The organism is Ruegeria sp. D4, from assembly GCF_056534475.1.
Genome location: NZ_JBQFPJ010000006.1, coordinates 142,459 through 167,951 on the forward strand (window position 1 = coordinate 142,459; position 25,493 = coordinate 167,951).

Consider the following 25,493-nt stretch of genomic DNA (forward strand, 5'->3'; position numbering starts at 1 on the left):
CATGGCTCTGTCCCGCCGCACAGGTCAACGTTTCCAGGGTTCGGTCTGGCCCGGCTTTGTGGATGCGATGACCGGGCTGCTGATGGTTCTGACCTTCGTTCTGACCATCTTCATGGTGGTGCAATTCGTCCTGCGCGAGACTATTTCGGGGCAGGAGGATGAGCTGACGGCCCTGTCCGACGAAGTCGCCGCGTTGGCAGGCGCACTGGGGCTGGAAGAGCGTGAAAACAGCCGTTTGCAGGCCCGTCTGGGGGCGCTGAACGCGACCTTGACGCAGGCCGAAGATGACCTGTCACAGGCACAGACCCGGATCACGGATTTCGAGGCTCAGGTCGCGGCTCTGCTGGTTGATCAGGAAGAGGCGCGCGGGGCGATTGCCGATCTTCAATCCCAGCGCGAGGAATTGCTGAGCGAACAGGAGGCCCTGAACCTTGCGCTTGCCCAGCGCCGGGCAGAAATCGACGCGCAGGCCGAAGCTGCCCGTTTGGCTGCCGCCCGCCGGGAAGCGCTGGAAGCGCTCGTTGCCGACCTAGAGGCGAGCGAGGCAACCCAAAGCAGCCGGATCGCTGAACTTGAAGAAACACTGAGCGCGGAAGAGGCCGCGAAACTGGCCGAAGCCGCCGCCGCCGAAAACCTGCGCAACCGTCTTCAGGACGCCGATGCGGAGCTGACGGCGATGACCCTGGCACTTGAGGCGCAGCGCAAGGACGCCGAGGATACTCTGACCTTGCTCGCCGCGGCGCAGGCAGCCAAGGCCGAGCTGGAGCGTCGCTTTGGCGATCTGGATCCGGAAGAATTGAAGGCGCAACTCAAGGCCGCCCTGGCCGCGCAGACCCAGGCGCAAGCGGATGCCGAGGCGCAGAAGACACTGGCAGAAGAGCGGGCAACATTGCTGGCGGTGGCACGTAACACGATTGCGGATGAAAAAGAAATCTCTGCAGAAGCGCAGCGGCAAACGGCGCTTTTGAATCAACAGATGGCTGCACTGCGCGGGCAGCTTGGATCGTTGCAGGCCCTGCTGGATGACTACGAAGAGCGTAACGCTTCAGCCAATATCCGCATCCAGACACTGGGGCAGGACCTGAACGCCGCCCTGGCGCGGGCGGCCTCGGAAGAACGCCGTCGCCGCTTGCTGGAAGAGGCCGAGCGGATACGGCTTGAGGCCGAAGCCGAAGCGCTGTCGGGTCAGAACCAGCAACTGGCGGCGCAGGCCGAAGATCTGCAACGGTACCGGTCCGAGTTTTTCGGGCGCCTGCGCGAGGTTCTTGGGGATCAGGAAGGCGTACGGATCGAAGGCGACCGGTTCGTGTTCTCGTCCGAGGTTCTGTTCGACACCGGCTCGGCCGTCCTTTCCCCGGAAGGGCAATTGGAGGTCGCCAAGGTGGCCAATATCCTGCGCAGCGTGGCGGCGGAAATCCCTGAAGGATTGAATTGGGTCATCCGGGTGGACGGGCACACCGACAACGTGCCGCTGGCCGGAACAGGGCGGTATCAGGACAACTGGGAACTCAGCCAGGGGCGCGCCTTGTCCGTTGTTCGCTACATGGTCGACGCGCTGGGCATCCCGCCAGACCGGCTTGCCGCAAACGGCTTTGGTGAATTCCAGCCCGTCAATCCGTCAGATACGCCCGAAGCCCGCGCCCAGAACCGGCGGATCGAGCTGAAACTGACCGAGCGCTGATCCCTTTACATCACGTCAGCCCATGCACGCGGGCAAACGGATCGTGGGTCTTGTCCTTGTGCCAGGTATACTCACACCACACCGACACCTTTTAGGCTACATCCGTTCCGTGCATCAGGGCAATGGCGCCCAGGGCCATATCCATTCCGGCGGAAACGCTGGATGAGGTCAGGAATGGCCCGTCTTCAACCCATCTGGCCCGGGGAACCCACTCCACGTCGGGCCCTTGGGCGCAGACCCACGAAAAGGCCGCCTTGTTGGTCGTGGCGCGCCGGTTGTCCAATACCCCGGCCCTAGCAAGAAGGGCGCTGCCAGTGCATACGCTCAAGGTGAATTCCGCCTTATCCGAACTGTCCGCAATCCAATCCAACAAGCGTGAGTTGTTGACTTCCTTGCGGGTGCCAGCTCCGCCCGGCACAAAAAGAATGTCATAGCCCTGCGCTGCGTCGATCGTCGTGTCGGCAAAAGCCTTCAGTTTTTGATTGCTTTCAACCGGCCCACTGGTTTCCGCCACAAGCTCCAGGGTGAAGTCATCGGTCAGCAAGCCGAACATCTCCATCGGGCCGAACACATCCAGCAACTCAAACCCGGGAAAAATCAAAGCGCCGATTTTGCGCATCCCTGTCTCCTGTCCTTTGAACGAAAATCGCCTGCCAATTTGGGATGGCAGGCGATGGCTGTCGTTTCATTCTTCGGGTTAATCTGCCGTCAGCAGCGGAGGTTTGTCGCCCGGAATACGCGGCTGATCGGGGCCGAGGATTTCCAGATCCAGCTCGCCGTCCTTGACGGATACGCGGACCACACCGCCCTTGGCGAGTTTTCCGAACAGCAGTTCCTCGGCCAGTGGTTTCTTGATGTGCTCCTGAATAACCCGTCCCAACGGGCGGGCACCCATCTTGTCGTCATAACCCTTGTCGGCCAGCCATTCGGCTGCGTTGGGGGTCAGATCGATCGAGACGCCGCGATCCAAAAGCTGCGCCTCAAGCTGCAGGACGAACTTCTCGACCACCTGCAGGATGACCTCTTTCGGCAGCGGCGCGAACGATATCACCGCGTCCAGACGGTTGCGGAATTCCGGCGTGAACATGCGCTCGATTGCGGCCGTGTCCTCGCCCTCGCGGCGATCACGGGCAAAGCCGATGGCGGCCTTGGCCTGTTCCTGCGCGCCCGCGTTCGAGGTCATGATCAAGACCACGTTGCGGAAGTTCACCGTGCGGCCGTTGTGATCGGTCAGCTCACCGTGGTCCATCACCTGCAACAGGATGTTGAACACGTCCGGGTGCGCTTTCTCGATCTCGTCCAGCAGCAGGACGCAATGTGGATGCTGGTCGACGCCGTCGGTCAACAGACCGCCCTGGTCGAACCCGACATACCCCGGAGGCGCACCGATCAGACGGGAAACCGCGTGTTTCTCCATGTATTCGGACATGTCGAACCGCAGCAGTTCCACACCCAGCGTATCGGCCAGCTGTTTCGCAACCTCGGTTTTACCCACACCGGTCGGGCCGGCGAACAGGTAATTGCCGATTGGCTTTTCAGGCTCACGCAAACCCGCGCGTGCCAGTTTGATCGCGCTGGACAGCGCCTCGATGGCTACGTCCTGACCAAACACCACCCGTTTCAGCGAAGCTTCCAGGTCTTTGAGAACCTCGGCATCATCCTTGGTGACGTTCTTGGGCGGAATGCGGGCGATCTTGGCGACCACCGCTTCGATCTCTTTCACACCGATGGTCTTGCGGCGTTTGCTTTCCGCGACCAGATGCTGGGCCGCACCGGCCTCGTCGATCACGTCGATCGCCTTGTCGGGCAGTTTGCGGTCATTGATATAGCGCGCCGACAGTTCCACAGCGGTTTTGATCGCATCAGCGGTGTATTTGATCTCGTGATGCTTTTCGAAATAGGGTTTCAGACCGCGCAAAATCTTCACGCTGTCCTCGACCGAAGGCTCATTCACGTCGATTTTCTGGAACCGGCGGCTCAGCGCGCGGTCCTTCTCGAAATGCTGGCGGAACTCCTTGTACGTGGTCGAGCCCATGGTACGCAGCTTGCCGCCCTGCAGTGCAGGTTTCAGCAGGTTCGACGCGTCCATCGCGCCGCCTGAAGTGGCGCCGGCACCGATCACGGTGTGAATCTCGTCGATGAACAAGACCGCGTCAGGATGGTCTTCCAACTCGGTCACGACAGCCTTGAGACGCTCCTCGAAATCACCGCGGTATCGGGTTCCGGCCAGCAACGCACCCATGTCGAGCGAGTAGATCGTGGTGTTGGCCAGAACATCCGGCGCTTCACCCGCGACGATCTTATGAGCCAGACCTTCGGCGATGGCAGTTTTGCCCACACCCGGATCACCCACCAGCAGCGGGTTGTTCTTGCGGCGGCGGCAAAGCACCTGGATGCAGCGTTCGACCTCATCTGCGCGCCCGATCAGCGGATCGACATCTCCGGCCCGCGATTTGGCGTTCAGATCGATGCAATACTTGCCCAGCGCGCTTTCCTTTTGTTCGCCTTCACCCGCGCTAGACTGAACCTCTTCCTCAACCTGATCCGCGCCGGAAACGGGACGGTTTTCACCATACGCAGGATCCTTGGCCACGCCATGTGCGATGAAGTTAACCGCGTCATAGCGGGTCATGTCCTGCTCCTGCAGGAAATAGGCCGCGTTGCTTTCGCGTTCGGCGAAGATGGCGACCAGAACGTTGGCCCCGGTGACTTCGGTCCGGCCAGAGCTTTGAACGTGAATCGCCGCGCGCTGGATGACACGCTGGAAGGCTGCAGTCGGCACCGCCTCGGATCCGTCAATATCCGTCACCAGATTTGACAGATCCTCGTCGATGAACTCGACAAGGGTACTGCGCAACTCATCCAGATCGACGCTGCACGCCTTCATCACGCGCACCGCATCGGGTTCTTCCAGCAGCGCCAGCAGCAGATGCTCCAGCGTTGCGAATTCATGTCGCCGTTCGTTCGCCGCAGCCAGGGCCGCGTGAATGGCTTGTTCTAATGTGCTCGAGAATGAAGGCACGCGGGTGCTCCTCTGTCTTGGGTCAGAAGGGGGCGCGTTAAAGGTCGGATCCCCATCCCAACCATGTCCTCATACTATTAGAGTTTGGTTGATCGTGGCGCGGCTTCAAGGGTTTTCTTGCTCTTGACAGTCACATTTCGTGTGACCGTGACCGTGACGTGGGGCAAATAGGTCCTAAAACCGGTCTTTTCTAGCCCGAATTTCGGCAAATACTGATACAGGATCGGCATTTTCCATCCCCAGTTGAGTCTTGATCCCAGGATCCGTGGCCCGCAGAAACGGATTTGTGGCCTTCTCAAGCGCCAGAGTCGACGGAACGGTTGGCTCGCCGGCAGCCCTTGCACGGTCGATATCCTGCATTCGCTGCTGCAGCGCCGCGTTGTCCGGATCGACAGTGATCGCGAACTTTGCATTGGATTGTGTGTATTCGTGACCGGAACAGACGATCGTCTCGTCGGGCAGGGCGGCCAGTTTGCCAAGCGAAGCCCACATTTGCGCAGGTGTGCCTTCGAACAGACGGCCGCAGCCCAAGGCCATCAGGCTGTCTGCTGTGAACACAGCCGTGCTCTCCGGCATGTAAAACGCGATATGTCCGATCGTATGGCCCGAGACGTCCAGCACATGAACCGGTTCGCCGCCGATTTCGAAAGTATCGCCTTCGCGCACCTGCAAATCCAGATGCGGCAGGCGGTGGGCGTCAGCGGCGGCTCCGATCACTTTGGCAGAGTGATGTTCGAGGATTCCGGCCAGACCATCCACATGATCCCAGTGGTGATGGGTCAGCAGGACATGAGACAGTTTCCAGTTGCGGGCGTCAAGCGCGGCCAGGATCGGTCCAGGTTCAGGCGCATCGATCAATGCGGTCTGGCCACTGACCGCATCATGCGCCAGAAAGGCGTAATTGTCGCTGAGGCATGGGATGGTGACGATCTCAAGAGGCATGGCCTTTTGCCCTTTCGTTGCTAGACTGCCGACAGCTAAGCCGATTGACCGGGTGTCCGCAATGCATCTTGATGTGCAGGATCTGAGGAATTTCTACTACCGCAGCACTTTGGGACGTGCCGCGCAGGCGGCGATCCGTGGTCGAATGGTCGAGCTGTGGCCCGAGGCCAAGGGGCAGACTGTTGTCGGGTTTGGATTCGCCGTGCCCTTGCTGCGCCCCTATCTGAAGGATGCGCGGCGCGTGATCGGGCTGATGCCCGGCCCACAGGGTGTGATGCCCTGGCCTGCAGGAATGCCCAACGTCTCTGTCCTAACCGGAGAGACGCTTTGGCCCATCGAAACCGGTCACGTGGACAAGCTGGTGGTTATGCACGGTCTGGAAACCTCTGAGCGTCCGACCCAGTTGCTGGAGGAATGCTGGCGCGTGTTGGGGCCGGGGGGGCGTATCCTGTTTGTCGTGCCCAACAGGGCGGGTCTGTGGTCGCGGTCCGACCGGACACCGTTCGGGTTTGGTCGCCCGTATTCCGCATCGCAGCTGGAATCCCAGCTCAAGGCCCATCATTTCGTCCCGGAAACGCATTGCTCGGCTCTTTACATGCCGCCATCCTATCGACGGTTCTGGTTGAAATCCGGCAATCTGATCGAAAAGACAGGGCAACGTCTGCCGACAATTATGGCGGGTGGCGTTCTCATGGTCGAGGCGACCAAGCTTATCCGGCCGCCAAGTGGCACCGTGACCAAAGATGCGGTCAAACGCCCGATCAAAGCGCTGGACGGCCTGCTCAAGCCGGCCTGACAGAACGGGTGATGGACACCCATGTCTGGTGCCTAAATCTGAGGGAAATAGGCCACAGGAATCGCCAAAAGCTGCAATTTGGTAACATTTTTCACCCATTCAGACGTGTCCAAAGGGTCGCACTTTGCGTAAGTGTATGAAATCAAACAATTTGTGGATAACATCGTAATCACTATACTATATTGCGAGGTTGGAACACCTCTGCTACATCCCCGGTGATTTTGATCCCCGCCCTACAAGGACGGGGTTTCTTCACGCCCCCGGGGTAGCTGCCGCACGCGAATTCGGGGCCCAAAATATCGGAAGGGTGGACGTGTCCGAACCAGCTTCGATTTCCACAGGCATCGCCGAGCGCTATGCCACCGCAATCTTCGAGATTGCCAAAGAGAATAATGACCTCGCAGGTCTGGAAACCGGCATCAATGATCTGGCAGCAGCTTTGGGCGAAAGCGCAGATTTGCGCGACCTGATCGCCTCGCCTCTGGTTTCCCGCGCCGAACAGGAAGGCGCAATCACCGCAATTGCCGCCAAGATGGGGCTGAACTCCATCCTGCAGAACACGCTGGGCCTGATGGCGCAAAAGCGTCGCCTGTTCGTTGTGCCGCAGCTGGTGCAGGTTCTGCGCGATATGCTGGCGGACGAGCGCGGCGAAGTGACCGCCGATGTCGCCTCGGCCAAGGCGCTGACCAAGACGCAAATGGAAAAACTGTCCAAAACGCTGTCCGAGCGTGTGGGCAAGACCGTGACAATCAATGCGACCGTTGATGAAAGCCTCATCGGCGGTCTTGTCGTTAAAGTGGGCTCGAAAATGATCGACAGTTCGATCCGTTCGAAGCTGAACTCCCTACAGAATGCAATGAAAGAGGTCGGATAAATGGGAATCCAAGCTGCAGAGATTTCTGCAATCCTGAAGGACCAGATCAAGAATTTTGGTCAGGAAGCCGAAGTGGCCGAGATCGGCCGCGTGCTGAGCGTCGGTGACGGGATTGCCCGTGTATACGGCCTGGACAATGTGCAAGCCGGTGAGATGGTCGAATTCCCCGGTGGCATCATGGGCATGGCGCTGAACCTGGAAAGCGACAACGTCGGTGTCGTTATCTTCGGTTCCGACCGTGACATCAAAGAAGGTGACACCGTCAAGCGCACCAACTCGATCGTTGACGTTCCGATCGGTGACGAACTGCTGGGTCGCGTTGTTGACGGTCTGGGCAACCCGCTGGACGGCAAAGGCCCGATCAACGCTTCCAAGCGCGGCGTTGCAGACGTGAAAGCCCCGGGCATCATCCCGCGTAAATCGGTGCACGAGCCGATGGCAACCGGTCTGAAATCGGTTGACGCGATGATCCCGATCGGCCGCGGCCAGCGGGAACTGATCATTGGTGACCGTCAGACCGGCAAAACCGCCGTTGCTCTGGACACCATCCTGAACCAGAAAGTCTACAACGACGCAGCAGGCGACGACGAGTCGAAGAAGCTGTATTGCGTTTACGTTGCGATCGGCCAAAAGCGTTCGACCGTTGCGCAGCTGGTGAAGAAACTGGAAGAATCCGGCGCCATCGAATACTCGATCGTTGTGGCCGCAACCGCGTCCGACCCGGCACCGATGCAGTTCCTGGCGCCTTACGCCGCGACCGCGATGGCCGAGTACTTCCGTGACAACGGCCGCCACGCGCTGATCATCTATGATGACCTGTCGAAACAGGCCGTGTCCTATCGTCAGATGTCGCTGCTGCTGCGCCGTCCGCCCGGACGTGAAGCCTATCCTGGTGACGTTTTCTACCTCCACTCCCGCCTGCTGGAACGTTCGGCGAAGCTGAACGAGGACTTCGGTGCAGGCTCGCTGACCGCTCTGCCGGTTATCGAAACTCAGGGTGGTGACGTTTCGGCGTTTATTCCGACCAACGTGATCTCGATCACCGACGGCCAGATCTTCCTGGAAACCGAATTGTTCTACCAGGGCATCCGTCCTGCCGTGAACACCGGTCTGTCGGTTTCGCGTGTGGGCTCGTCGGCCCAAACCAACGCGATGAAATCGGTCGCCGGTCCGGTTAAGCTGGAGCTGGCTCAGTACCGCGAAATGGCTGCGTTCGCGCAGTTCGGTTCCGACCTTGACGCCGCAACTCAGCAGCTGCTGAACCGTGGTGCGCGTCTGACCGAACTGATGAAACAGCCGCAGTACTCGCCGCTGACCAACGCGGAAATCGTCTGCGTCATCTTCGCAGGCACCAACGGCTACCTCGACAAGATCGACGTTTCGGATGTTGGCCGCTACGAGGCCGGTCTTCTGGCGCACCTGCGCGGCAAGCACGCCGACCTGCTGAAGTGGATCACCGACGAAGATCCGAAGGTCAAAGGCGACGCGTCCGACAAGATCAAGGCAGCGATCGACGAATACGCCGCAACCTTCGCTTGATAGGGGGTTCCGATGCCTAGTCTGAAGGACCTTAAAAACAGGATCGAGTCGGTCAAATCGACCCGCAAGATCACCAAGGCCATGCAGATGGTCGCGGCAGCAAAACTGCGCCGCGCCCAGGAATCTGCCGAAGCCTCGCGCCCCTATGCCGAGCGGTTCAATGCCGTGATGGCGGGGCTGGCGGCTTCGGTCGGGGGCAGCGACAGCGCCCCCAAGCTGCTCCGTGGTACGGGCAGTGATGATGTCCATCTGCTGGTTGTGATGACAGCTGAACGCGGCCTGTGTGGCGGCTTCAACTCGAACATCGCCAAGCTGGCCCGTCAAAAGGCGGAAGAGCTGCGCCTGAATGGCAAGACGGTCAAAGTTCTGACCGTCGGCAAGAAAGGCCGCGACGCGCTCAAGCGTGATTTTGGCGATCTGTTCGTTGGACATATCGACCTGAGCGAGGTCAAGCGTCTGGGGTATTCCAACGCGCAAGACATCGCCAAGGACGTCCTGTCTCGTTTCGACGGGGGAGAGTTCGACGTGGCCACGATCTTCTACTCGAAGTTCGTCAACGTTGTGACCCAGATCCCGACGGCACAGCAGGTCATCCCCGCCTCGTTCGAGGACGAAGCGGCAGGTGACGACAGCGGTGCCATTTTCGACTACGAGCCCAGCGAAGAGGCCATCCTGGCCGACTTGCTGCCCAAGGGGGTTGCGACCGCGATCTTCTCGGCTCTGCTCGAAAACGGAGCGTCCGAACAGGGTGCACGGATGTCCGCGATGGACAACGCGACACGTAACGCGGGTGAAATGATCGACAAGCTGACGATCCAGTTCAACCGCTCGCGTCAGGCCGTAATCACCAACGAGCTGATTGAAATTATTTCCGGCGCCGAAGCGCTGTAAGAAAACCGGAGACGAAACATGGCGAATGCAAAAGGCAAAGTCACACAGATCATCGGGGCCGTCGTCGACGTGCACTTCGACGATCAGCTGCCTGAAATTCTGAACGCGCTGGAAACCACCAACAACGGCAAGCGCCTGGTGTTGGAAGTTGCTCAGCACCTGGGTGAAAACACTGTCCGCACCATCGCGATGGACGCGACCGAAGGTCTGGTCCGTGGCGAAGAAGTGACCGACACCGGCGCACCGATCTCGGTTCCCGTCGGCAACGCTACTCTGGGCCGCATCCTAAACGTGGTCGGCGAGCCGATCGACGAAAAAGGCCCGGTTGAGGCGACAGAAGCCCGCGCGATCCACCAGCCCGCACCGACCTTTGCGGAACAGTCGACCGAATCCGAAGTTCTGGTCACCGGCATCAAGGTTGTTGACCTGCTGGCCCCCTACGCAAAGGGCGGTAAGATCGGCCTGTTCGGCGGCGCCGGCGTTGGTAAAACCGTTTTGATCATGGAACTGATCAACAACATCGCAAAAGTGCACTCGGGCTTCTCGGTGTTCGCGGGTGTTGGTGAACGGACCCGTGAAGGGAACGACCTGTACCACGAGATGATCGAATCGAACGTTATCAAGCCGGACAACCTGTCGGAATCGCAGGTGGCCCTGGTTTACGGTCAGATGAACGAACCTCCGGGAGCGCGTGCGCGTGTTGCTCTGACCGGTCTGACCCTGGCCGAGCAGTTCCGCGACCAGTCCGGTACCGACGTTCTGTTCTTCGTCGACAACATCTTCCGCTTCACGCAGGCGGGCTCCGAGGTTTCGGCTCTGCTGGGTCGTATTCCTTCGGCGGTGGGCTATCAGCCGACACTTGCGACCGACATGGGTGCCCTGCAGGAACGCATCACCTCGACCAAAGCTGGTTCGATCACCTCGGTTCAGGCGATCTACGTGCCTGCGGACGACCTTACCGACCCCGCGCCGGCAACTTCGTTTGCGCACCTGGACGCGACTACCGTTCTTAACCGTGCGATCTCGGAAAAGGGTATCTACCCTGCGGTTGACCCGCTCGACTCGACCTCGCGTCTGCTCGACCCGGCCATCGTTGGCGAAGAGCACTACAAGGTTGCGACCGACGTTCAGCAGATCCTCCAGCGCTACAAGTCGCTGCAGGACATCATCGCCATTCTCGGCATGGACGAACTGTCGGAAGAGGACAAGCTGACCGTGGCCCGTGCCCGTAAGATCGAACGCTTCCTGTCGCAGCCGTTCGACGTGGCCGAAGTCTTCACCGGTTCGCCTGGTGTTCAGGTTCCTCTGGATGTCACCATCTCGTCGTTCAAGGCCGTTGTGGCCGGCGAATACGATCACCTGCCCGAAGCGGCCTTCCTGATGGTCGGCGGCATCGAAGACGTGATCGCCAAGGCCGAGAAGATGGCTGCAGCGGCTGCCTAAGGAGAAACCCTGATGGCAAACACGATGCAATTCGACCTCGTCAGCCCGGAGCGGAGCCTTGCTTCGCTCGCGGTGACGGCGGTCCAGATTCCCGGCGCGGACGGGGACATGACGGCAATGCCCGATCATGCCCCCACCATCACCACACTGCGCCCCGGTCTGCTGAAGGTTGAGGCGCCCGAAGGGTCCAGCGAATATCTGGTCACCGGCGGGTTTGCCCAGATCAACGGTGACAGCTTGTCGGTTCTGGCCGAAAAGGCCATTCCGGTTTCAGAAGTGACCCGTGCGCATATCGACGATCTGATCGCCGAGGCCCGCGAGTCGCACGAAGCGGCAAAAGGTGGCGACGATCAGACCATGGTCGACGACGCGGCCAAACTGCTGGCCGACATGGAAGCGCTTGGAACGCATATGAGCCTGTAACGCGGGCTTGATCGCTTATGAATTAGAACGGCCTCGCGTTTGCGGGGCCGTTTTTTTGTCGTGCTTTTGCCCGAATGCCGGAATAAGTTGCGGGAATTCAAGAACAACGACGACAGAATGAAAACTTTTCAAACCCATCCGATTGGCATTGATCAAGGCGAGGCCCTGTTGTTTTCCGATTTTGCCAATGGCGGTGAAATGTGGACAGGCGAGGGGGCGCGGGAACGCCGGACAACCGTTGCATTCAGCCAACCGTTTCGCTCGGCACCGATGGTACAGATCGGCATTTCGCTGTGGGATGTGGACACGTCCTCGGCGCTGCGCGCCGAAATCAAGGCCGAGAACATTACGCCCGAAGGGTTCTGCGCCGTCTTCCGCACCTGGTCGGATACGCGCGTTGCCCGCATCCGCGCCTCGTGGACCGCGATTGGCGAGGTGCCGCACGAGGATGACTGGCATATATCCTGAGCGCTCCTTCAGAACGGAAGCCGCGCTCTTGTCGTCAACTGCTCACCTGAAGCCCGTTTCTTACGCGTCGGTGCCTTCGATCATGTCCACGCGTGTTGCGTGGCGGCCACCTTCGAACGCGGCCCCCAAAAACGCGTCCACGATATCCAGCGCCTGACCTTCGCCAATGACGCGCGCGCCCATGGACAGCATGTTGGCATCATTGTGCTGCCGGATCATCCGGGCTGAGAATGTGTCGGAACACACACCGCAACGGATGCCCGGCACCTTGTTGGCTGCCATCATGATGCCCTGACCGGTGCCACACAACAGGATGCCAAGCGCACAATCGCCCGAGGCGACGCGCTCGGCAGCGGCCTTGCCATGCAGGGGATAGTGTGTGCTTTCCGGAGTGGTCGGGCCGATATCCACGACCTCCCATCCGGCGTCCGCGATATGTGCGGCGATTGCCTGGCGCAGTCCGATGGCGGCATGGTCACTGGAAAGGACGACGCGTTTGTTGTCAGTCATGAAAAGGCTGTCCGTTCTAAGATATGCGTGTAAGAAAGGTGGGCCCTGTCCAGGCGCCCCTTTTCCGGTCAGTTCATCTGATACAGGGATTCGTAGATTGGTGTCAGTGTCTTGTCTTCGAACAGCGAAGAAACACTTGTGCCGTTCCAGATGTTCAGGATCGCCTGGGTAAAGATCGGTGCCGTCGGTACGATCCGGATGTTCTTGGCCTTGGCGATTGCGTCGGTGGGCTGGATCGTGTCGGTCAGAACCAGCGACTTCATGACCGAGTTGGTCACACGTTCGACCGCCGGGCCGCTCATGACGCCGTGGGTGATGTAAGAGTGCACCTCTTTCGCACCATTATCCAGCAGCACCTGCGCCGCTTTGCAAAGCGTACCGGCAGTGTCGCACATGTCGTCCACGATCAGGCAGATCTTGTCCTTGACGTCGCCGATTACGGTCATCTCGGCCACTTCACCGGCTTTCTCGCGGCGTTTGTCCACGATCGACAGGGGGGCGTTGATCCGTTTGGCCAGTTCGCGCGCACGGGCCACGCCGCCGACGTCGGGCGACACCACCATGATTTCATCCAGGCTGTCCTTGAACTGGTGTTTCACATCCAGGGCAAAGATCGGCGAGGCATAGAGGTTGTCCACCGGAATATCGAAGAAACCCTGAATCTGGGCCGCGTGCAGGTCCATGGTCAGGACCCGCTCGATTCCGGCACCGGTCAGCATGTTGGCGACCAGCTTGGCAGAGATCGGCGTACGCGCCTTTGTGCGGCGGTCCTGACGGGCATACCCGAAATAGGGGATCACGGCAGTGATCCGCTGGGCCGACGACCGACGCAGCGCGTCGGCGATGATCAGAAGTTCCATCAGGTTGTCATTGGCCGGGTTCGAGGTCGGCTGGATGATGAACATGTCCTCGCCGCGCACATTCTCGAACACCTCGACGAAGATCTCGCCATCATTGAACCGTTCGACCCGCGCATCGACCAGCCCCTGATCGACGCCGCGGTAAAGGCTCATGCGGCGGGCTATGGTTTTGGCAAGCGGAAGGTTGGCGTTCCCAGCGATTAGCTTGGGTTCGTGAAGTGTCGGCATCGGCTGAGGTCCCCGGGCAGCAATGGCAATGTGACAGATTCGTGATGTTGACACCGCTTAGCATGGCCTTACCGTCCCGCAAAGGTAACGCAGCGGAGAAAGTGCACATGACCCAGATTGACTACTATTTTGCGACACTCTCGCCCTATTCCTATCTGGCCGGAACCCGGCTGGAAGAGATCGCGGCAAAGCACGGTGCGACGATCAACTACAAGCCGTTGGACATTATCGCTCTGTTCTCGCGCACTGGTGGGGTTCCGCCGAAGGATCGGCACATCTCTCGCATCGAATACCGGGCTCAGGAATTGCTGCGCCAGTCCAGAAATCTGGGAATGGAATTCAACCTGCAACCCGCGCACTGGCCAACGAATATGGCCCCCTCATCCTACGCCGTGATCGCCGCCGTTCAGGACGGGTCCGGCGATGTCGGGCAGCTTTGCCATTCGATCCTGCGTGCCTGCTGGGCCGAGGAAAAGGACATCGCTCAGGATGATGTGATCCGCGATTGCCTGTCAAAGGCCGGGTTCGATCCCGGACTTGCCGACAGCGGCCTGCTTGTGGGTGCGGAAACCTACGCCGCCAATCTTGAAGAGGCCGTCGATCGCGGCGTGTTCGGCGCGCCGTTTTATATCACCCCGGATGACCAGCGGTTCTGGGGGCAGGACAGGCTGGACGATCTGGACCGGCACCTGTCGACGCTGAAGGCATGACAGGCCGTACCCTGCCGCAAGAAGTCTTTGTGCGAGCACTGGGCAAGGGCGCGCACCAGATGCTCGCCCTGCACTGCACCATTGCCCATTCCGGCGCCTGGTCGGGCCTTGCAGCTGCGCTGAGCGCGCAGGCAAGCCTGATTGCGCCGGACATGCTGTCACACGGCCGCAGCCCCGATTGGGACGGGCGGGGCGACTTTTTTGACCGGATGACCGAACTGGCGGCCAGCCAGCTGCAAAAACCGATGGATGTGATCGGCCACTCCTTTGGTGCGATGATCGCATTGCGCCTGGCGGTCGAACACCCCGACCTCGTGCGCCGCGCTATTCTGATCGAGCCGGTCTTTTTTGCCCTGGCAAAGCTGGACGCCCCAGACCTCTACGATCAGCATGAGCGAGATGCAGAACCGTTTGTCTCCGCGCTCGCCGCAGGCAACGCATCGCAGGCAGCCCGCCTGTTCAACCGCATGTGGAGCACACAGGACAGCCCCCGCTGGGCGGATCTGCCGGACCGTACCCGCGCCGCAATGATCCGCGGGGTGCATGTAGTCCCGGCCTCCAACAATGCCCTATACAAGGACGGTGCGGGCCTGTTGCAACCGGGAAAACTGGAACGCGCCCAGATGCCGGTCCGGATCCTCAGCGGATCGCTGACGCACCCGGTCATCCCCGCAATATGCAACAGCCTGCAACGCCTTCTGCCTGCGGCAACCACCGAACTCATCCCGGGGGCAGGGCACATGCTGCCGATTTCCCATCCAAAAGAGACGGCGCGCAGCCTGTCGGAGTTCTTCCGCATTCCGCTAGCCTCTTCTGTCTGAATTTGCTGCGGCGGGGGCGACGCCCCTGACAACCGTCAGAAAAGGGCCAGAAACCGGTCGATCTGTTCCGCACTGATGGACCAGTCGCAGACAAGGCGGCAGGCCAGCATCTCGTCTTCATCCGCCCCGTCCAGTTCATCACCCCACATGTGGTAGACCGCGCCCTTTTCGTGCAGTCGACGATGCAGGTGCCTCGGGAAACGGGCGAAAACGATATTGGCTTGCGGCTCGTGCAGGAAATCCGCACCGGCCGCCTGCAATCCTGCCGCCAGCCTTGCGCAATTCGCGTTCGCCTGCCGGGCTGCGCGCAGCCACAGATCGTCCCGCAGATAGGCCGCCATCTGTGCCGACAGATAACGGTGTTTGGAAAAAAGATGCGCGCCCCGCTTGCGGCGCAATTCGAATTCCCAGGCTTTGCTTTCGTCAAAGAAAACAACGGCTTCGACGCCCATTAGTCCGTTCTTGGTGCCGCCAAAGCTTACGGCGTCCACCCCGGCTTTCCACGTCATTTCGGCAGGGGAACAGTTCAGCGCGACCAGAGCATTGGCGAACCGTGCCCCGTCAAGATGCACCGGCAGGCCGTATTCCCGTGCCACACCGCACAGCCCCTGCAATTCGGCGAGCGAATAGACAGAACCGCGCTCGGTCACCTGAGTGATCGATACAGGGCCGCGCTGCGGACCATGTACGCCGCGGGTCTCCTCGCCCAGAATGCTGCTGCGCAATGCCTCTGGCTGCATCTTGTCGCCGCCGGGCACCAGCGTCAGCTTGGCGCCGCTGTAGAACTCGGGCGCGTTGCACTCATCCTCGTGAATGTGCGCGACAGGCGAGCAAAAGACGGTGTCCCAAGGGTTCGCCAGTGTCGCCAGCGCCAGCGAGTTTGCAGCCGTGCCTGTCGCCACCAGGTATACCGCCGCGCCCGGCGCCTCGAAGACGCCCCGGATCCGGTCGCGCACCTCGTTCATCAGCGTGTCTGCGCCATAGGCCATCTGATAGCCCTGATTGGCTTCACTAAGCGCGGTCAGCACTTCGGGATGGACTGGTCCGGAATTGTCAGAGGCGAAAAACATCAGACGGGCTCCTCGATAATATGGTCTTCCCACTCTTCCAGAGGGGTCTCGAATTCGGAAACGGTGCGCCCCTGAACGGAAACCCCGGCCGCATGAACGCTGTCCGGCGTCCCCGATATCAAGGGGTGCCAGTCATACAAGGGCTTGCCTTCCCACAGCAGCCGGTAGGCACAGGTCTGCGGCAGCCAATAGGCGTGATCGTCAATATTGTCCGGGGTCATCACGATGCATTCCGGCACGAACTGATGGCGGATGTCGTATTGCGTGCAGCGGCAGCTTTCGTCGTCCAGCAGGCGGCAGGCGACGCAGGTCAGGGCGACCTCGCCCGTGTCTTCATCTTCCAGCTTGTTCAGGCAGCATTTGCCGCAGCCATCACACAGGGCCTCCCATTCGCGCTGGTTCAGGCGACGCAGGGGCTTACGCTCCCAAAAGCGATGCGACAGGCCGCCGCGTTCGATCGGGTCTTGTTTCATTGGCCCGCCAGAACCTCGCGGGCACGGGCACAATCCGCATCCATCTGCGCGACCAGCCCGTCCAGCCCCTCAAACGTCATTTCCGGGCGCAGATAGTCCACCAGCCCCACCGACAATGTGGCACCGTAAAGATCGCCCGAGAAGTCGAACAGAAAGGTCTCGATATTCGGCGCTGCGCCATTGAACATCGGGCGTGTCCCAACAGATGCGGCACCGCGATAGCTGCCCTGATTGGGTCCATCCAGAACGTCAACCAGCACCGCGTAGACGCCGAATTTCGGCGGGTGCAGCCCTTCGATGGACATGTTGGCCGTCGGAAAACCCAGTTCGCGCCCGCGTTGTTCCCCGCCGATGACCTCGCCTTCGATCCGATGCCAGTGACCCAGCATCGAGGCGGCGTCGCGCGGGCGTCCGTCACTCAGCGCCTGTCGGATCGCGGTGGATGAGACCACATGCTCGGACCGTTCCTTCAGCGGCGCGATGGTGACACCAAACCCCATGCCCCGGCCAAACCGGACCATGTCATCGGCTGTGCCGCTGCGTCCCTTGCCAAAACAGAAATCGGCCCCCACCACCACATGCGCCAGACCCAGGCCTTTGCAAATGACATCGCGCGCGAATTCCTCGGGGGTCAGGCCGGCCAGCGCACTGTTGAAGGGCAGCTCATACAGCTTCTGCACCCCAAGTTTTTCCAGCCGATGCGCCCTGCTGTTGCCGCGCATCAGGCGGAAAGGGGGGCTGTCTGGCGCGAAAAACTCGCGTGGATGCGGCTCAAACGTCATGACACCCAAGGGCGCATCTGGCGCGGCCTTGCGCGCCAGTTCGATGACCGACCGATGGCCGATATGAACGCCGTCAAAGTTCCCGATCGCCACGCTGGCGCCCCGGTCCTGAGGCTCGACAAACTGAAAATCCCGGATGATGCGCATGGCGTCTGCCTAGCGGGACTGAGAGGCGGGTTCAAGACCTGCCGATAGCAGATCAGACAGAGTTCGCCTCAGTCAAATTTCCGCGAGGGGGCCAGAACCATGGCTTCGCCAACCAAAACCTTTTTGCCTTCGACAGAACAATGGCAGTCCAGCTTGACGCGCCGCTTCGAAAAGTCGATGTCGATGACCTTGACCTCGGCATAAACCATGTCGCCGGGGCGGACCGGAGCCAGAAACTTCAGCGACTGGCCCATGTATACGGTACCGTGACCGGGCAGCTGCTCACCGATTACCGCCGAAATCAGGCCGGCCGTCAGCATCCCATGCGCGATGCGCCCTTCGAAAATCGTGTCGCGGGCATAATCGTCGTCCAGATGAACCGGGTTCCGGTCGGTCGACACCTGGGCAAACATCTCGATGTCCTCGTCCGTCACCACTTTGCGCAGGTGGCGGCTCATGCCCATTTCAATGTCTTCGATACAGATCGTTCCGCGCGGAAGATTGTCCAACATGTTGCCCTCACTTGCAGTTGGCGGAGAAATAAAAAACCGCCCGTAGCCATCGATTGGCAACTTTATTACTTCGCAAGTGCAGAAAATCAAGCCTTATTTTATTACCTCAGACGGCCGATCGAATAGGTTGGGTTTATTTTTTCTTTTTCAATATAGCTGTTTAGCGCATCCGGGTCAGGCTGGTATGACGTTTTTGTCTCGGATGCAGCCAGACCGCCGGATATGAACAGGGAATCAATCCCTTCCCCTATGCCGCCGGCGATGTCCGTATGTGGACCGTCACCGATTGCCAGAATATCGGCATCAGCGATATCCGCGCCCAGTTCCTGCAACCTGCGCCGGGCCAAATCATAAATCGGCGGATGAGGCTTGCCAAAATACAGGCTCTCACCGCCCATTTCGGTGTAAAGGCGGGCCAGAGCCCCTGCACACCATTCCCGCACTTCACCACGATCCACGACAATATCGGGGTTTGCGCAGAGCAGCTTCAGCCCTTTTTGTTTGGCGTACAGAAAATCGGCCCGGTTGACCGCCGGGTCCGCCATGGGGTCGAACGGGCCGCAGCAAACAATTCCTTCGGCTTCATCCAGCGGCACCCGTTCGATCTGGATTGGGTGATGCAACAGCTTGAGTGGTTCAAAGAACCCTTCGTCGCGCTCCCATTCGCCCATGAAATAGACTTTCCGACCAACCGTGCCTCGGAACATGGCCGACCGGGCCGAGTCGCCACTGGTGGCGATGGTGTCATATGCGTCGGCGGGTACGTTGAACTGCGTCAGTTGCACTGCCACACCGGCACGGGGTTTTGGTGAGTTTGTGACCAGAACCACCAAACCACCCGACGCGCGGTAAGTTTGCAGCGCAGCAACCGCTTCGGGGAAGGCTGTAATGCCATTGTGCACGCAGCCCCACAGGTCAACGAACAGAGCTTTGTAGCGGTCGGAAACCTCGGCAATCGATTGGATGATCTGTGTCATGTCAGGCCCCTGTTGACGCGGTGGGAAAGTCATCAAAGCCTATGGCAGAGGAATACCGGTTTGGCCAGTAGGGGCTTTGCCCCCGCCGCCCTTCGGGCGTCTCCCCCAGGATACTTTCAGCCAGATGAAGCAGGGGATCCAAACTTCATCTGGCCAAAAATATCCCGGAGCGCGAGGCAGAGCCTCGCAAAAAAAACAGGCGCCCGATAAAGGCGCCTGACTTTCTGTAAAGAGTTCGGTGTCAGACCTTGAGGTTCGGGATGATCTGTTTCTTGCGGCTCATGATACCGGGCAGAACCACGGCATCGCCGTCGACCGAGGCGCCAAAGCTTTTTTCGGCAACGGATTTGACCAGATCGTTCGGAACCAACAGGGTGGCTTCTTCGTTCAGGATGTCCACAACGAACAGCAGAACCTGATCCACACCATCTTCCCGGGCTACATCCGCCATCGAGCCTGCCAGGCTGTCCTTGCGGTCCAGAACCACACCGGGCGCGGTGGTTTCAAGAACCGAGACGCGGAATTTGGTGCCGTCGACCTCGTATTCTTTGCTGTCCATGCGGATCAATTCCGCGTCGGAAAAGGACGAAACGTCCGACTTCGCGGCGAACATGTCGGCAGCGTATTCCGAGATATCCAACTCAAGTTCGGCGGCGAGCTTTTCCGCGACCGCACGATCGCGTGGGGTCGTGGTCGGCGAGCGGAACTCCAGCGTATCGGACAGAATGCAGGTCAGCGCCGCGCCTTTGATGGCGTCAGGCATCTTGGCCGCGTCATCCCCGATCAGGTCGATCATAATGGTTGCGGTACAGGCCAGTGGGCGAACGGTAATGTCGATCGGGCCTTTGGTTTCCAGGCCGCCAACCAGCTTGTGGTGGTCGATGATGGCGCGGATATCGGCGCCGTTGATACCGGCAGGCAGCTCGGCGGGGTTGTTGGTGTCGACGATGACGACCGGAGCGCCCTCACTCACGTCTTCGATGATCCGCGGTTTCGGCAGATCCCAGTGGCGCAGCATGAAGGCGGCTTCGGTATTGGGTTCGCCCAGCAGCACGGGCTCGGCTTTCTCGCCCTGGATTTCGTTCAGATACCAGGCCCACAGAATGGGCGAGCCGGTCGAGTCAGTGTCGGGGGACTTGTGGCCGAAAACCTGGATTGTCATGTCAGTGTCCTGCAGAAATGGGATTTTGCGGGCCTTATAGGGTGGACAGACAAGCTTGTCACCCGGCTGTGCGCCAGATGCGACTGTTCGTCAAATCTGACTGTCAGATCAAAAGGGCGCGCGGGTCAGCGTGAAGCCCGCAAGCTGTAATTGATGCAACAACCCCTGCTGACCTGCCAGATGCCCCGCACCCACGGCGATGACGGCCGTTTGGTTCTTCAGTTCCAGAATGTGCTTCAGCCAGTTGTCGTTGCGCTGGATCAGCAATTGCTGCTCGAACGCCTTCCATTCGGCATCAAATTCTTCCTGCGTCAGACCTGATGCGTCGAACCCCTGCAGCAAGGAAAGCTGGATGATTTCGGCATGTTTTTCTTCCAGATAGGCGTTGGTCATCGTGGCCAACTGGTCTTCGCTGGCCTCCAGCGCGCCGGCAAGCCGGGCCAGTGACTGGGCCTGTTCTTCGATCGGATGGCTCTCGAACATCGCAATGACATCTTCGACCTGTTCCAGCGAATGCTGCGGGATACCGTGAGTATCGGCGAGTTCGGACAGGCGTGCATCCATGCCGCGGTCTCCGTCCGGGGTCTGGGCGACGCAGGATGGCACGCCCAATGTCAGGCTCAAAAACCAGGGGCGCAACTTGGCGGCGGTCCAGGCGGGAATGCCGCGTTTGGCCAAGGTGGCTGACAGGGCGGCCCAATCCTCGGCCGACATCAGATCAATCAGAGTCGGCCCCGATGTGATCAGCAAAGGGCTGGGGTCCTTGGCCAGAGCCTGCTCGAACGCTTTCATCTCGGCCTGCGAGGTTTCAAAGAAAAAGGCGTCGGCGTCTTTCAGGAGCGGTTCCAACCGCTCGACCACGGCGGACATGCGCGGGTCATTGACGTGCAGGGTTCCGATCAGATGCATTACCGTGTCGCCCCTCACGGCAACCCAGTGGTTGCCTTCGGGAAAGGGGATGCCGTCCAAGGCGTGTTCAAGGCGGGTCGCCATCTCGGGTGTCATGTCCGCCCTCAGGTCGCGGCCTTCGCAAGCGGCGTGAAGGCTGGCAGGCAAGATCAGGCACAACAGAAATATAAGAAGGCGCATCGTTTTCCCTGCTTTGACGGTCATCCTACCGGGCGCGACATTGCCTTTCCTTTCGGCGATGCGCAAGCTGAAGGGACTGGCAACGTCTGGCAATCCCGGCCGAATAGCCTAGCATGGTGAGATGAAGCGCGAACAGGACCTATACCCGCCGATCAAGGCGTTGCTTGAGCGTCAGGGATACACTGTCAAGGGCGAGGTCGGCGCAGCCGATATCGTTGCCGCGCGCGACGGCGATGATCCGGTCATTGTCGAGCTGAAGCTGGGGTTTTCGCTGGCCCTGTTTCATCAGGCGATCGCGCGCCTGAAAGTAACCGATCAGGTCTATGTCGGTGTGCGCAAACCGAAGGGCCGGACCGCAAGGCGGGCGCTGAGGGATAATCTGTCCTTATGCCGCAGGCTGGGTTTGGGCCTGATTACCGTCCGGGAAGATGGCCGGGCCGAGGTGCATTGCGACCCGGGGCCGTACGCGCCTCGCAAGAACAAGGTAAGGGCCGCGCGGTTGTTGCGGGAATTCGACCGGCTGCAAGGAGACCCGAATGCGGGCGGGGCCACGCGGCACGGAATCGTGACCGGGTACCGCCAAGACGCCCTGAAATGTGCGGCCCATCTGGCGGAATGCGGCGCGACCAAGGGATCTGACGTGGCCAGCGCAACCGGAGTTACCGGGGCGACGCGCATCATGCGCGACAATCACTATGGCTGGTTCGAAAAAGTCGAAAAGGGGGTCTACCAATTGTCGGCCTGTGGATCCGAGGGGCTGAAGCACTGGGCCTACAGCTGGGAACAGCAGGACTGAAGCCCGAAACGGCCCCGCTGGAATCCCGGACGCAAAAAGTTTCTCACATCTTGTTGACTCGGCCTTTCCAACTCCCTAGCTATGCGTCGTTATCACTCGGATGACCCGAGTGCTAATGCCTCGCCGTTAGGTGAGGGGAGGATAAACAAACTTTGAGCCCAAGGAGCTGCAAAGATGGCATTGAAACCGCTTCATGACCGTGTGCTGGTCCGTCGCGTTGAAAGCGAAGAGAAAACAGCAGGCGGCCTGATCATTCCTGACAGCGCAAAAGAAAAGCCCAGCGAAGGCGAAGTCGTTGCAACCGGCGAAGGCGCACGCAAGGACAGCGGCGAACTGATCGCAATGGCCGTAAAAGCCGGCGACAAGATCCTGTTCGGCAAATGGTCGGGCACCGAGGTCAACGTCGGCGGCGAAGAGCTGCTGATGATGAAAGAAAGCGACATCATGGGGATCATCGAGTAAGCCTGTGCGCTTTCTCTGATCTTCATTTCCAACATATTTCTCAAGGAGAAACGACATGGCTGCAAAGGACGTCAAGTTCGACACCGATGCCCGCAACCGTATGCTGAAGGGTGTGAACATCCTGGCTGACGCGGTTAAAGTGACCCTGGGCCCCAAAGGCCGCAACGTGGTTCTGGACAAATCCTTCGGCGCGCCGCGCATCACCAAAGACGGTGTTTCGGTTGCCAAGGAAATCGAACTGGAAGACAAGTTCGAAAACATGGGCGCGCAGATGGTGAAAGAAGTCGCCAGCCGCACCAATGACGAAGCCGGCGACGGTACCACCACCGCAACCGTTCTGGCACAGGCCATCGTCAAAGAAGGTCTGAAGCAGGTTGCAGCGGGCCTGAACCCGATGGACCTGAAGCGCGGCATCGACCTGGCAACCGCCAAGGTTGTTGAAGGCATCAAGGCCGCTTCCCGCGAAGTCAAGGACTCGGCAGAAGTTGCTCAGGTTGGCACCATCTCGGCCAACGGCGAAGCCGAAATCGGTCAGCAGATCGCAGACGCGATGCAGAAGGTTGGCAACGAAGGCGTTATCACCGTCGAAGAAAACAAAGGTCTGGAAACCGAGACCGACGTTGTCGAAGGTATGCAGTTCGACCGTGGCTACCTGTCGCCCTACTTCGTCACCAACGCAGACAAGATGATCGCAGAACTCGACGACTGCATGATCCTGCTGCACGAAAAGAAACTGTCCTCGCTGCAGCCGATGGTTCCGCTGCTCGAGCAGGTGATCCAGTCGCAAAAGCCGCTGCTGATCATTGCCGAGGACGTTGAAGGCGAAGCGCTGGCAACTCTGGTTGTCAACAAACTGCGCGGCGGTCTGAAAATTGCTGCTGTCAAAGCACCGGGCTTCGGCGATCGCCGCAAAGCCATGCTGCAGGACATCGCAATCCTGACCGGCGGTCAGGTCATCAGCGAAGATCTGGGCATGAAGCTCGAGTCCGTGACCATGGACATGCTGGGCACCGCCAAGAAGATCGAAATCACCAAAGACGAAACCACCATCGTCGACGGTGCTGGCGAGAAGGCCGAGATCGAAGCACGTGTTGCCCAGATCCGCACCCAGATCGAAGAAACTTCGTCGGATTACGACCGCGAGAAGCTGCAAGAGCGCGTTGCCAAACTGGCAGGCGGTGTTGCTGTTATCCGCGTCGGCGGCATGACCGAAGTTGAAGTGAAAGAGCGTAAGGACCGTGTGGACGATGCTCTGAACGCAACACGCGCTGCCGTTCAGGAAGGCGTCGTTGTGGGCGGTGGTGTTGCTCTGGTTCAGGCCGGTAAAGCACTGGAAGCTCTGAAGGGTGCAAACGCTGATCAGGACGCAGGTATCAACATCGTTCGTAAGGCTATCGAAGCGCCGCTGCGCCAGATCGCCGAGAACGCAGGTGTCGACGGTGCGGTTGTTGCAGGCAAAGTTCGCGAATCCTCGGACGCTGCCTTCGGCTTCAACGCGCAGACCGAAGAATATGGCGACATGTTCTCGTTTGGCGTGATCGACCCGGCCAAAGTTGTCCGTACCGCTCTGGAAGACGCGGCATCGGTTGCCGGTCTGCTGGTCACCACCGAAGCGATGGTTGCAGACAAGCCGCAGAAAGACGCACCTGCCGCAGGCGGCATGCCCGACATGGGCGGCATGGGCGGCATGATGTAAGACGTCGAATTCGCTCCGGCGAATTCTGACGACCCCGACAGGTGCCAGGCCCTATGGTCAGGCTGCTTCACGGGGACGCACAGTACAAAGGAACGGGGTCGTCTTCGGGCGGCCCCGTTTCGGTTTCGATGGCCGCGATGCGGCCATGCCTCCGGCGGGAGTATTTGGGAAAAGATGAAGCGCCGGGTGTTTGCGGAAAGGACTGTCCAGTTCGCGGCGAACCGGCTATGCGGTTGATATGAGACTGTTCCTGCTGACCACCCTGACCATGTGCGCCTTCGCGGCGAACTCGATCCTGAACCGGCTGGCAATCGACAGCGGGGCCGCCGATCCGGCGGGATTTGCTGTGGTGCGGGTTCTGTCTGGGGCCTTGATGCTGGTGGCGCTGGTCCGGCAACAAGGCGGGCCTCTGCCGGTATTTCACAAGCGCAGAGTTATCGGGGCCGGGTCACTGTCCATTTATATGATCGGGTTTTCGATGGCGTACCTGACGCTTGATGCGGGATTGGGGGCGTTGATCCTGTTCGGGGTTGTACAGATTTCCATGTTTGCCTTTGGCGCCGTGTCAGGTTCGGGTCCCACCGCGCGCCAGCTGGCCGGAGCGGGGATTGCGCTTTTCGGACTTGGGTATGTGTTGTGGCCATCTGGTGCTGTTCAGGTCAACTTGTCCGGCGCCGCGCTGATGACAGCGGCGGGTGTGGGCTGGGCCGCTTATTCGCTGGCAGGCCGGTCCGAGCCCGACGCATTGCAGGGAACAGCTGCCAATTTCGTGGTGGCCCTGCCGGTCACGTCCGTTGCGCTGTTTTTGTTGGGCGGAGCGCGGCAGATGGAACCCACTGGGTATGCGCTGGCGGTTTTGTCCGGCGCCGTAACCTCGGGGCTGGGTTATGCGCTGTGGTATCGGGTTCTGCCGCAGCTTTTGCCTGCGACTGCGGCCGTGGTGCAACTGAGCGTTCCGATCATCGCTATCGCGGCTGGCATTGCCCTGCTGGGGGAAACGGCAGGTCTGCGTCTGGCTTTTGGAACCGTCGCGGTGCTGGGCGGCATTGCGATGGCCGTATCGCGACGGAAGACCGGCTAGGGGTTTTCACGATCCACGATAAGCCTTATCTGGCGGCT

At 60.0% G+C, this 25,493-nt stretch carries 26 protein-coding genes; 14 read left to right on the forward strand and 12 right to left on the reverse strand.

Features of this window, described 5'->3' with window-relative positions; translation table 11 throughout:
• The first annotated feature begins 1 nt into the window (after position 1).
• Positions 2-1,681 (forward strand): peptidoglycan -binding protein, encoded by a 1,680-nt coding sequence (locus ACR0MI_RS11070; RefSeq protein WP_170614775.1) that lies wholly within the window; start codon positions 2-4, stop codon positions 1,679-1,681.
• 91 nt (positions 1,682-1,772) lie between these two features.
• Here ACR0MI_RS11070 and ACR0MI_RS11075 read toward each other — a convergent pair whose 3' ends face one another.
• The 3 genes from ACR0MI_RS11075 to gloB form a co-directional block, all read right to left on the reverse strand.
• Positions 1,773-2,300, reverse strand: coding sequence for a DJ-1/PfpI family protein (locus tag ACR0MI_RS11075; RefSeq protein ID WP_480854368.1), 528 nt, complete (start codon positions 2,298-2,300; stop codon positions 1,773-1,775).
• 78 nt (positions 2,301-2,378) lie between these two features.
• A complete protein-coding gene (gene clpA / locus ACR0MI_RS11080; RefSeq protein ID WP_170614773.1) occupies positions 2,379-4,703 on the reverse strand; it encodes an ATP-dependent Clp protease ATP-binding subunit ClpA in 2,325 nt (774 codons plus the stop codon).
• Positions 4,704-4,877: 174 nt separating this feature from the next.
• Positions 4,878-5,645, reverse strand: coding sequence for a hydroxyacylglutathione hydrolase (gloB, locus tag ACR0MI_RS11085; protein ID WP_170614772.1), 768 nt, complete (start codon positions 5,643-5,645; stop codon positions 4,878-4,880).
• A 61-nt stretch (positions 5,646-5,706) separates the two neighbouring features.
• Here gloB and ACR0MI_RS11090 point away from each other — a divergent pair, with 61 nt between their 5' ends.
• The 7 genes from ACR0MI_RS11090 to ACR0MI_RS11120 all read left to right on the forward strand — a co-directional run bounded on the left by ACR0MI_RS11090 (position 5,707) and on the right by ACR0MI_RS11120 (position 12,079).
• Positions 5,707-6,441 (forward strand): methyltransferase domain-containing protein, encoded by a 735-nt coding sequence (locus tag ACR0MI_RS11090; protein WP_170614771.1) that lies wholly within the window; start codon positions 5,707-5,709, stop codon positions 6,439-6,441.
• A 313-nt stretch (positions 6,442-6,754) separates the two neighbouring features.
• Complete coding sequence (locus ACR0MI_RS11095; RefSeq protein WP_170614770.1) at positions 6,755-7,315, forward strand: F0F1 ATP synthase subunit delta; 561 nt, start codon at positions 6,755-6,757, stop codon at positions 7,313-7,315.
• Positions 7,316-8,854 (forward strand): F0F1 ATP synthase subunit alpha, encoded by a 1,539-nt coding sequence (atpA, locus tag ACR0MI_RS11100; protein ID WP_170614769.1) that lies wholly within the window; start codon positions 7,316-7,318, stop codon positions 8,852-8,854. It abuts the gene before it with no gap.
• Between the two features lie 12 nt (positions 8,855-8,866).
• On the forward strand, positions 8,867-9,745 hold the full coding sequence (locus ACR0MI_RS11105) for a F0F1 ATP synthase subunit gamma (protein WP_170614768.1): 879 nt from the start codon (positions 8,867-8,869) through the stop codon (positions 9,743-9,745).
• 18 nt (positions 9,746-9,763) lie between these two features.
• The gene (gene atpD, locus ACR0MI_RS11110; RefSeq protein WP_170614767.1) at positions 9,764-11,188 is read left to right on the forward strand and encodes a F0F1 ATP synthase subunit beta; all 1,425 of its coding nucleotides are present in this window, start codon (positions 9,764-9,766) and stop codon (positions 11,186-11,188) included.
• A gap of 12 nt (positions 11,189-11,200) precedes the next feature.
• Positions 11,201-11,611 carry a F0F1 ATP synthase subunit epsilon gene (locus tag ACR0MI_RS11115; protein WP_480854372.1) on the forward strand — a complete coding sequence of 137 codons (411 nt, stop codon included), beginning with the start codon at positions 11,201-11,203 and terminating at the stop codon, positions 11,609-11,611.
• Between the two features lie 117 nt (positions 11,612-11,728).
• Positions 11,729-12,079, forward strand: coding sequence for an H-type lectin domain-containing protein (locus ACR0MI_RS11120; RefSeq protein ID WP_170614765.1), 351 nt, complete (start codon positions 11,729-11,731; stop codon positions 12,077-12,079).
• Between the two features lie 60 nt (positions 12,080-12,139).
• On the opposite strand, the gene rpiB is transcribed toward ACR0MI_RS11120, so the two are convergent.
• Positions 12,140-12,589 carry a ribose 5-phosphate isomerase B gene (gene rpiB / locus ACR0MI_RS11125; RefSeq protein ID WP_170614764.1) on the reverse strand — a complete coding sequence of 150 codons (450 nt, stop codon included), beginning with the start codon at positions 12,587-12,589 and terminating at the stop codon, positions 12,140-12,142.
• A 68-nt stretch (positions 12,590-12,657) separates the two neighbouring features.
• Entirely contained in the window at positions 12,658-13,677 is a 1,020-nt protein-coding gene (locus ACR0MI_RS11130) for a ribose-phosphate pyrophosphokinase (protein ID WP_170614763.1), read from the reverse strand.
• A 107-nt stretch (positions 13,678-13,784) separates the two neighbouring features.
• Between ACR0MI_RS11130 and ACR0MI_RS11135 the strand changes: the two genes are divergently transcribed.
• Entirely contained in the window at positions 13,785-14,387 is a 603-nt protein-coding gene (locus ACR0MI_RS11135) for a 2-hydroxychromene-2-carboxylate isomerase (RefSeq protein WP_170614762.1), read from the forward strand.
• Positions 14,384-15,208 (forward strand): alpha/beta fold hydrolase, encoded by an 825-nt coding sequence (locus ACR0MI_RS11140; protein ID WP_170614761.1) that lies wholly within the window; start codon positions 14,384-14,386, stop codon positions 15,206-15,208. Before ACR0MI_RS11135 ends, ACR0MI_RS11140 begins: the two co-directional genes overlap by 4 nt.
• Before the next feature lie 35 nt (positions 15,209-15,243).
• Here the strand turns inward: ACR0MI_RS11140 and ACR0MI_RS11145 are convergent, their stop codons facing one another.
• The 7 genes from ACR0MI_RS11145 to ACR0MI_RS11175 form a co-directional block, all read right to left on the reverse strand.
• Positions 15,244-16,278, reverse strand: a complete 1,035-nt coding sequence (locus ACR0MI_RS11145) for a beta-eliminating lyase-related protein (RefSeq protein ID WP_170619553.1) — start codon at positions 16,276-16,278, stop codon at positions 15,244-15,246.
• Positions 16,278-16,751: a YcgN family cysteine cluster protein gene (locus ACR0MI_RS11150; protein WP_170614759.1), complete on the reverse strand. Its 474-nt coding sequence runs from the start codon at positions 16,749-16,751 to the stop codon at positions 16,278-16,280. The genes ACR0MI_RS11145 and ACR0MI_RS11150 overlap by 1 nt, the downstream gene beginning before the upstream one ends.
• Positions 16,748-17,680, reverse strand: coding sequence for a bifunctional riboflavin kinase/FAD synthetase (locus ACR0MI_RS11155; RefSeq protein ID WP_170817179.1), 933 nt, complete (start codon positions 17,678-17,680; stop codon positions 16,748-16,750). The genes ACR0MI_RS11150 and ACR0MI_RS11155 overlap by 4 nt, the downstream gene beginning before the upstream one ends.
• A gap of 68 nt (positions 17,681-17,748) precedes the next feature.
• Positions 17,749-18,192 carry a MaoC family dehydratase gene (locus tag ACR0MI_RS11160; RefSeq protein ID WP_170614757.1) on the reverse strand — a complete coding sequence of 148 codons (444 nt, stop codon included), beginning with the start codon at positions 18,190-18,192 and terminating at the stop codon, positions 17,749-17,751.
• Between the two features lie 101 nt (positions 18,193-18,293).
• On the reverse strand, positions 18,294-19,169 hold the full coding sequence (locus ACR0MI_RS11165; protein WP_170817180.1) for a TIGR01459 family HAD-type hydrolase: 876 nt from the start codon (positions 19,167-19,169) through the stop codon (positions 18,294-18,296).
• Positions 19,170-19,410: 241 nt separating this feature from the next.
• Positions 19,411-20,331: a manganese-dependent inorganic pyrophosphatase gene (locus tag ACR0MI_RS11170; protein ID WP_170614755.1), complete on the reverse strand. Its 921-nt coding sequence runs from the start codon at positions 20,329-20,331 to the stop codon at positions 19,411-19,413.
• Between the two features lie 108 nt (positions 20,332-20,439).
• Positions 20,440-21,420: a TraB/GumN family protein gene (locus ACR0MI_RS11175; protein ID WP_170614754.1), complete on the reverse strand. Its 981-nt coding sequence runs from the start codon at positions 21,418-21,420 to the stop codon at positions 20,440-20,442.
• Positions 21,421-21,541: 121 nt separating this feature from the next.
• Between ACR0MI_RS11175 and ACR0MI_RS11180 the strand changes: the two genes are divergently transcribed.
• The 4 genes from ACR0MI_RS11180 to ACR0MI_RS11195 all read left to right on the forward strand — a co-directional run bounded on the left by ACR0MI_RS11180 (position 21,542) and on the right by ACR0MI_RS11195 (position 25,455).
• Positions 21,542-22,216 carry a DUF2161 family putative PD-(D/E)XK-type phosphodiesterase gene (locus ACR0MI_RS11180; protein WP_170614753.1) on the forward strand — a complete coding sequence of 225 codons (675 nt, stop codon included), beginning with the start codon at positions 21,542-21,544 and terminating at the stop codon, positions 22,214-22,216.
• Between the two features lie 174 nt (positions 22,217-22,390).
• Positions 22,391-22,678, forward strand: coding sequence for a co-chaperone GroES (locus ACR0MI_RS11185; RefSeq protein ID WP_170614752.1), 288 nt, complete (start codon positions 22,391-22,393; stop codon positions 22,676-22,678).
• A gap of 55 nt (positions 22,679-22,733) precedes the next feature.
• Positions 22,734-24,374 carry a chaperonin GroEL gene (groL, locus tag ACR0MI_RS11190; RefSeq protein ID WP_170614751.1) on the forward strand — a complete coding sequence of 547 codons (1,641 nt, stop codon included), beginning with the start codon at positions 22,734-22,736 and terminating at the stop codon, positions 24,372-24,374.
• A gap of 238 nt (positions 24,375-24,612) precedes the next feature.
• Positions 24,613-25,455: a DMT family transporter gene (locus ACR0MI_RS11195; RefSeq protein WP_480854378.1), complete on the forward strand. Its 843-nt coding sequence runs from the start codon at positions 24,613-24,615 to the stop codon at positions 25,453-25,455.
• Positions 25,456-25,493: the final 38 nt, after the last annotated feature.

What these genes read in the sequence shown, in the direction of transcription:
- ACR0MI_RS11175 (WP_170614754.1), bottom strand. Translation starts at nt 21,420, where the DNA reads ATGCGCCTTCTTATATTTCTGTTGTGCCTGATCTTGCCTGCCAGCCTT.
- ACR0MI_RS11120 (WP_170614765.1), top strand. Translation starts at nt 11,729, where the DNA reads ATGAAAACTTTTCAAACCCATCCGATTGGCATTGATCAAGGCGAGGCC.
- ACR0MI_RS11075 (WP_480854368.1), bottom strand. Translation starts at nt 2,300, where the DNA reads ATGCGCAAAATCGGCGCTTTGATTTTTCCCGGGTTTGAGTTGCTGGAT.
- ACR0MI_RS11150 (WP_170614759.1), bottom strand. Translation starts at nt 16,751, where the DNA reads ATGAAACAAGACCCGATCGAACGCGGCGGCCTGTCGCATCGCTTTTGG.
- ACR0MI_RS11185 (WP_170614752.1), top strand. Translation starts at nt 22,391, where the DNA reads ATGGCATTGAAACCGCTTCATGACCGTGTGCTGGTCCGTCGCGTTGAA.
- groL (WP_170614751.1), top strand. Translation starts at nt 22,734, where the DNA reads ATGGCTGCAAAGGACGTCAAGTTCGACACCGATGCCCGCAACCGTATG.
- rpiB (WP_170614764.1), bottom strand. Translation starts at nt 12,589, where the DNA reads ATGACTGACAACAAACGCGTCGTCCTTTCCAGTGACCATGCCGCCATC.
- ACR0MI_RS11180 (WP_170614753.1), top strand. Translation starts at nt 21,542, where the DNA reads ATGAAGCGCGAACAGGACCTATACCCGCCGATCAAGGCGTTGCTTGAG.
- ACR0MI_RS11140 (WP_170614761.1), top strand. Translation starts at nt 14,384, where the DNA reads ATGACAGGCCGTACCCTGCCGCAAGAAGTCTTTGTGCGAGCACTGGGC.
- gloB (WP_170614772.1), bottom strand. Translation starts at nt 5,645, where the DNA reads ATGCCTCTTGAGATCGTCACCATCCCATGCCTCAGCGACAATTACGCC.
- ACR0MI_RS11130 (WP_170614763.1), bottom strand. Translation starts at nt 13,677, where the DNA reads ATGCCGACACTTCACGAACCCAAGCTAATCGCTGGGAACGCCAACCTT.
- ACR0MI_RS11195 (WP_480854378.1), top strand. Translation starts at nt 24,613, where the DNA reads ATGAGACTGTTCCTGCTGACCACCCTGACCATGTGCGCCTTCGCGGCG.
- ACR0MI_RS11160 (WP_170614757.1), bottom strand. Translation starts at nt 18,192, where the DNA reads ATGTTGGACAATCTTCCGCGCGGAACGATCTGTATCGAAGACATTGAA.
- atpA (WP_170614769.1), top strand. Translation starts at nt 7,316, where the DNA reads ATGGGAATCCAAGCTGCAGAGATTTCTGCAATCCTGAAGGACCAGATC.
- ACR0MI_RS11165 (WP_170817180.1), bottom strand. Translation starts at nt 19,169, where the DNA reads ATGACACAGATCATCCAATCGATTGCCGAGGTTTCCGACCGCTACAAA.
- ACR0MI_RS11070 (WP_170614775.1), top strand. Translation starts at nt 2, where the DNA reads ATGGCTCTGTCCCGCCGCACAGGTCAACGTTTCCAGGGTTCGGTCTGG.
- ACR0MI_RS11090 (WP_170614771.1), top strand. Translation starts at nt 5,707, where the DNA reads ATGCATCTTGATGTGCAGGATCTGAGGAATTTCTACTACCGCAGCACT.
- ACR0MI_RS11105 (WP_170614768.1), top strand. Translation starts at nt 8,867, where the DNA reads ATGCCTAGTCTGAAGGACCTTAAAAACAGGATCGAGTCGGTCAAATCG.
- ACR0MI_RS11170 (WP_170614755.1), bottom strand. Translation starts at nt 20,331, where the DNA reads ATGACAATCCAGGTTTTCGGCCACAAGTCCCCCGACACTGACTCGACC.
- ACR0MI_RS11145 (WP_170619553.1), bottom strand. Translation starts at nt 16,278, where the DNA reads ATGTTTTTCGCCTCTGACAATTCCGGACCAGTCCATCCCGAAGTGCTG.
- atpD (WP_170614767.1), top strand. Translation starts at nt 9,764, where the DNA reads ATGGCGAATGCAAAAGGCAAAGTCACACAGATCATCGGGGCCGTCGTC.
- ACR0MI_RS11115 (WP_480854372.1), top strand. Translation starts at nt 11,201, where the DNA reads ATGGCAAACACGATGCAATTCGACCTCGTCAGCCCGGAGCGGAGCCTT.
- ACR0MI_RS11135 (WP_170614762.1), top strand. Translation starts at nt 13,785, where the DNA reads ATGACCCAGATTGACTACTATTTTGCGACACTCTCGCCCTATTCCTAT.
- ACR0MI_RS11155 (WP_170817179.1), bottom strand. Translation starts at nt 17,680, where the DNA reads ATGCGCATCATCCGGGATTTTCAGTTTGTCGAGCCTCAGGACCGGGGC.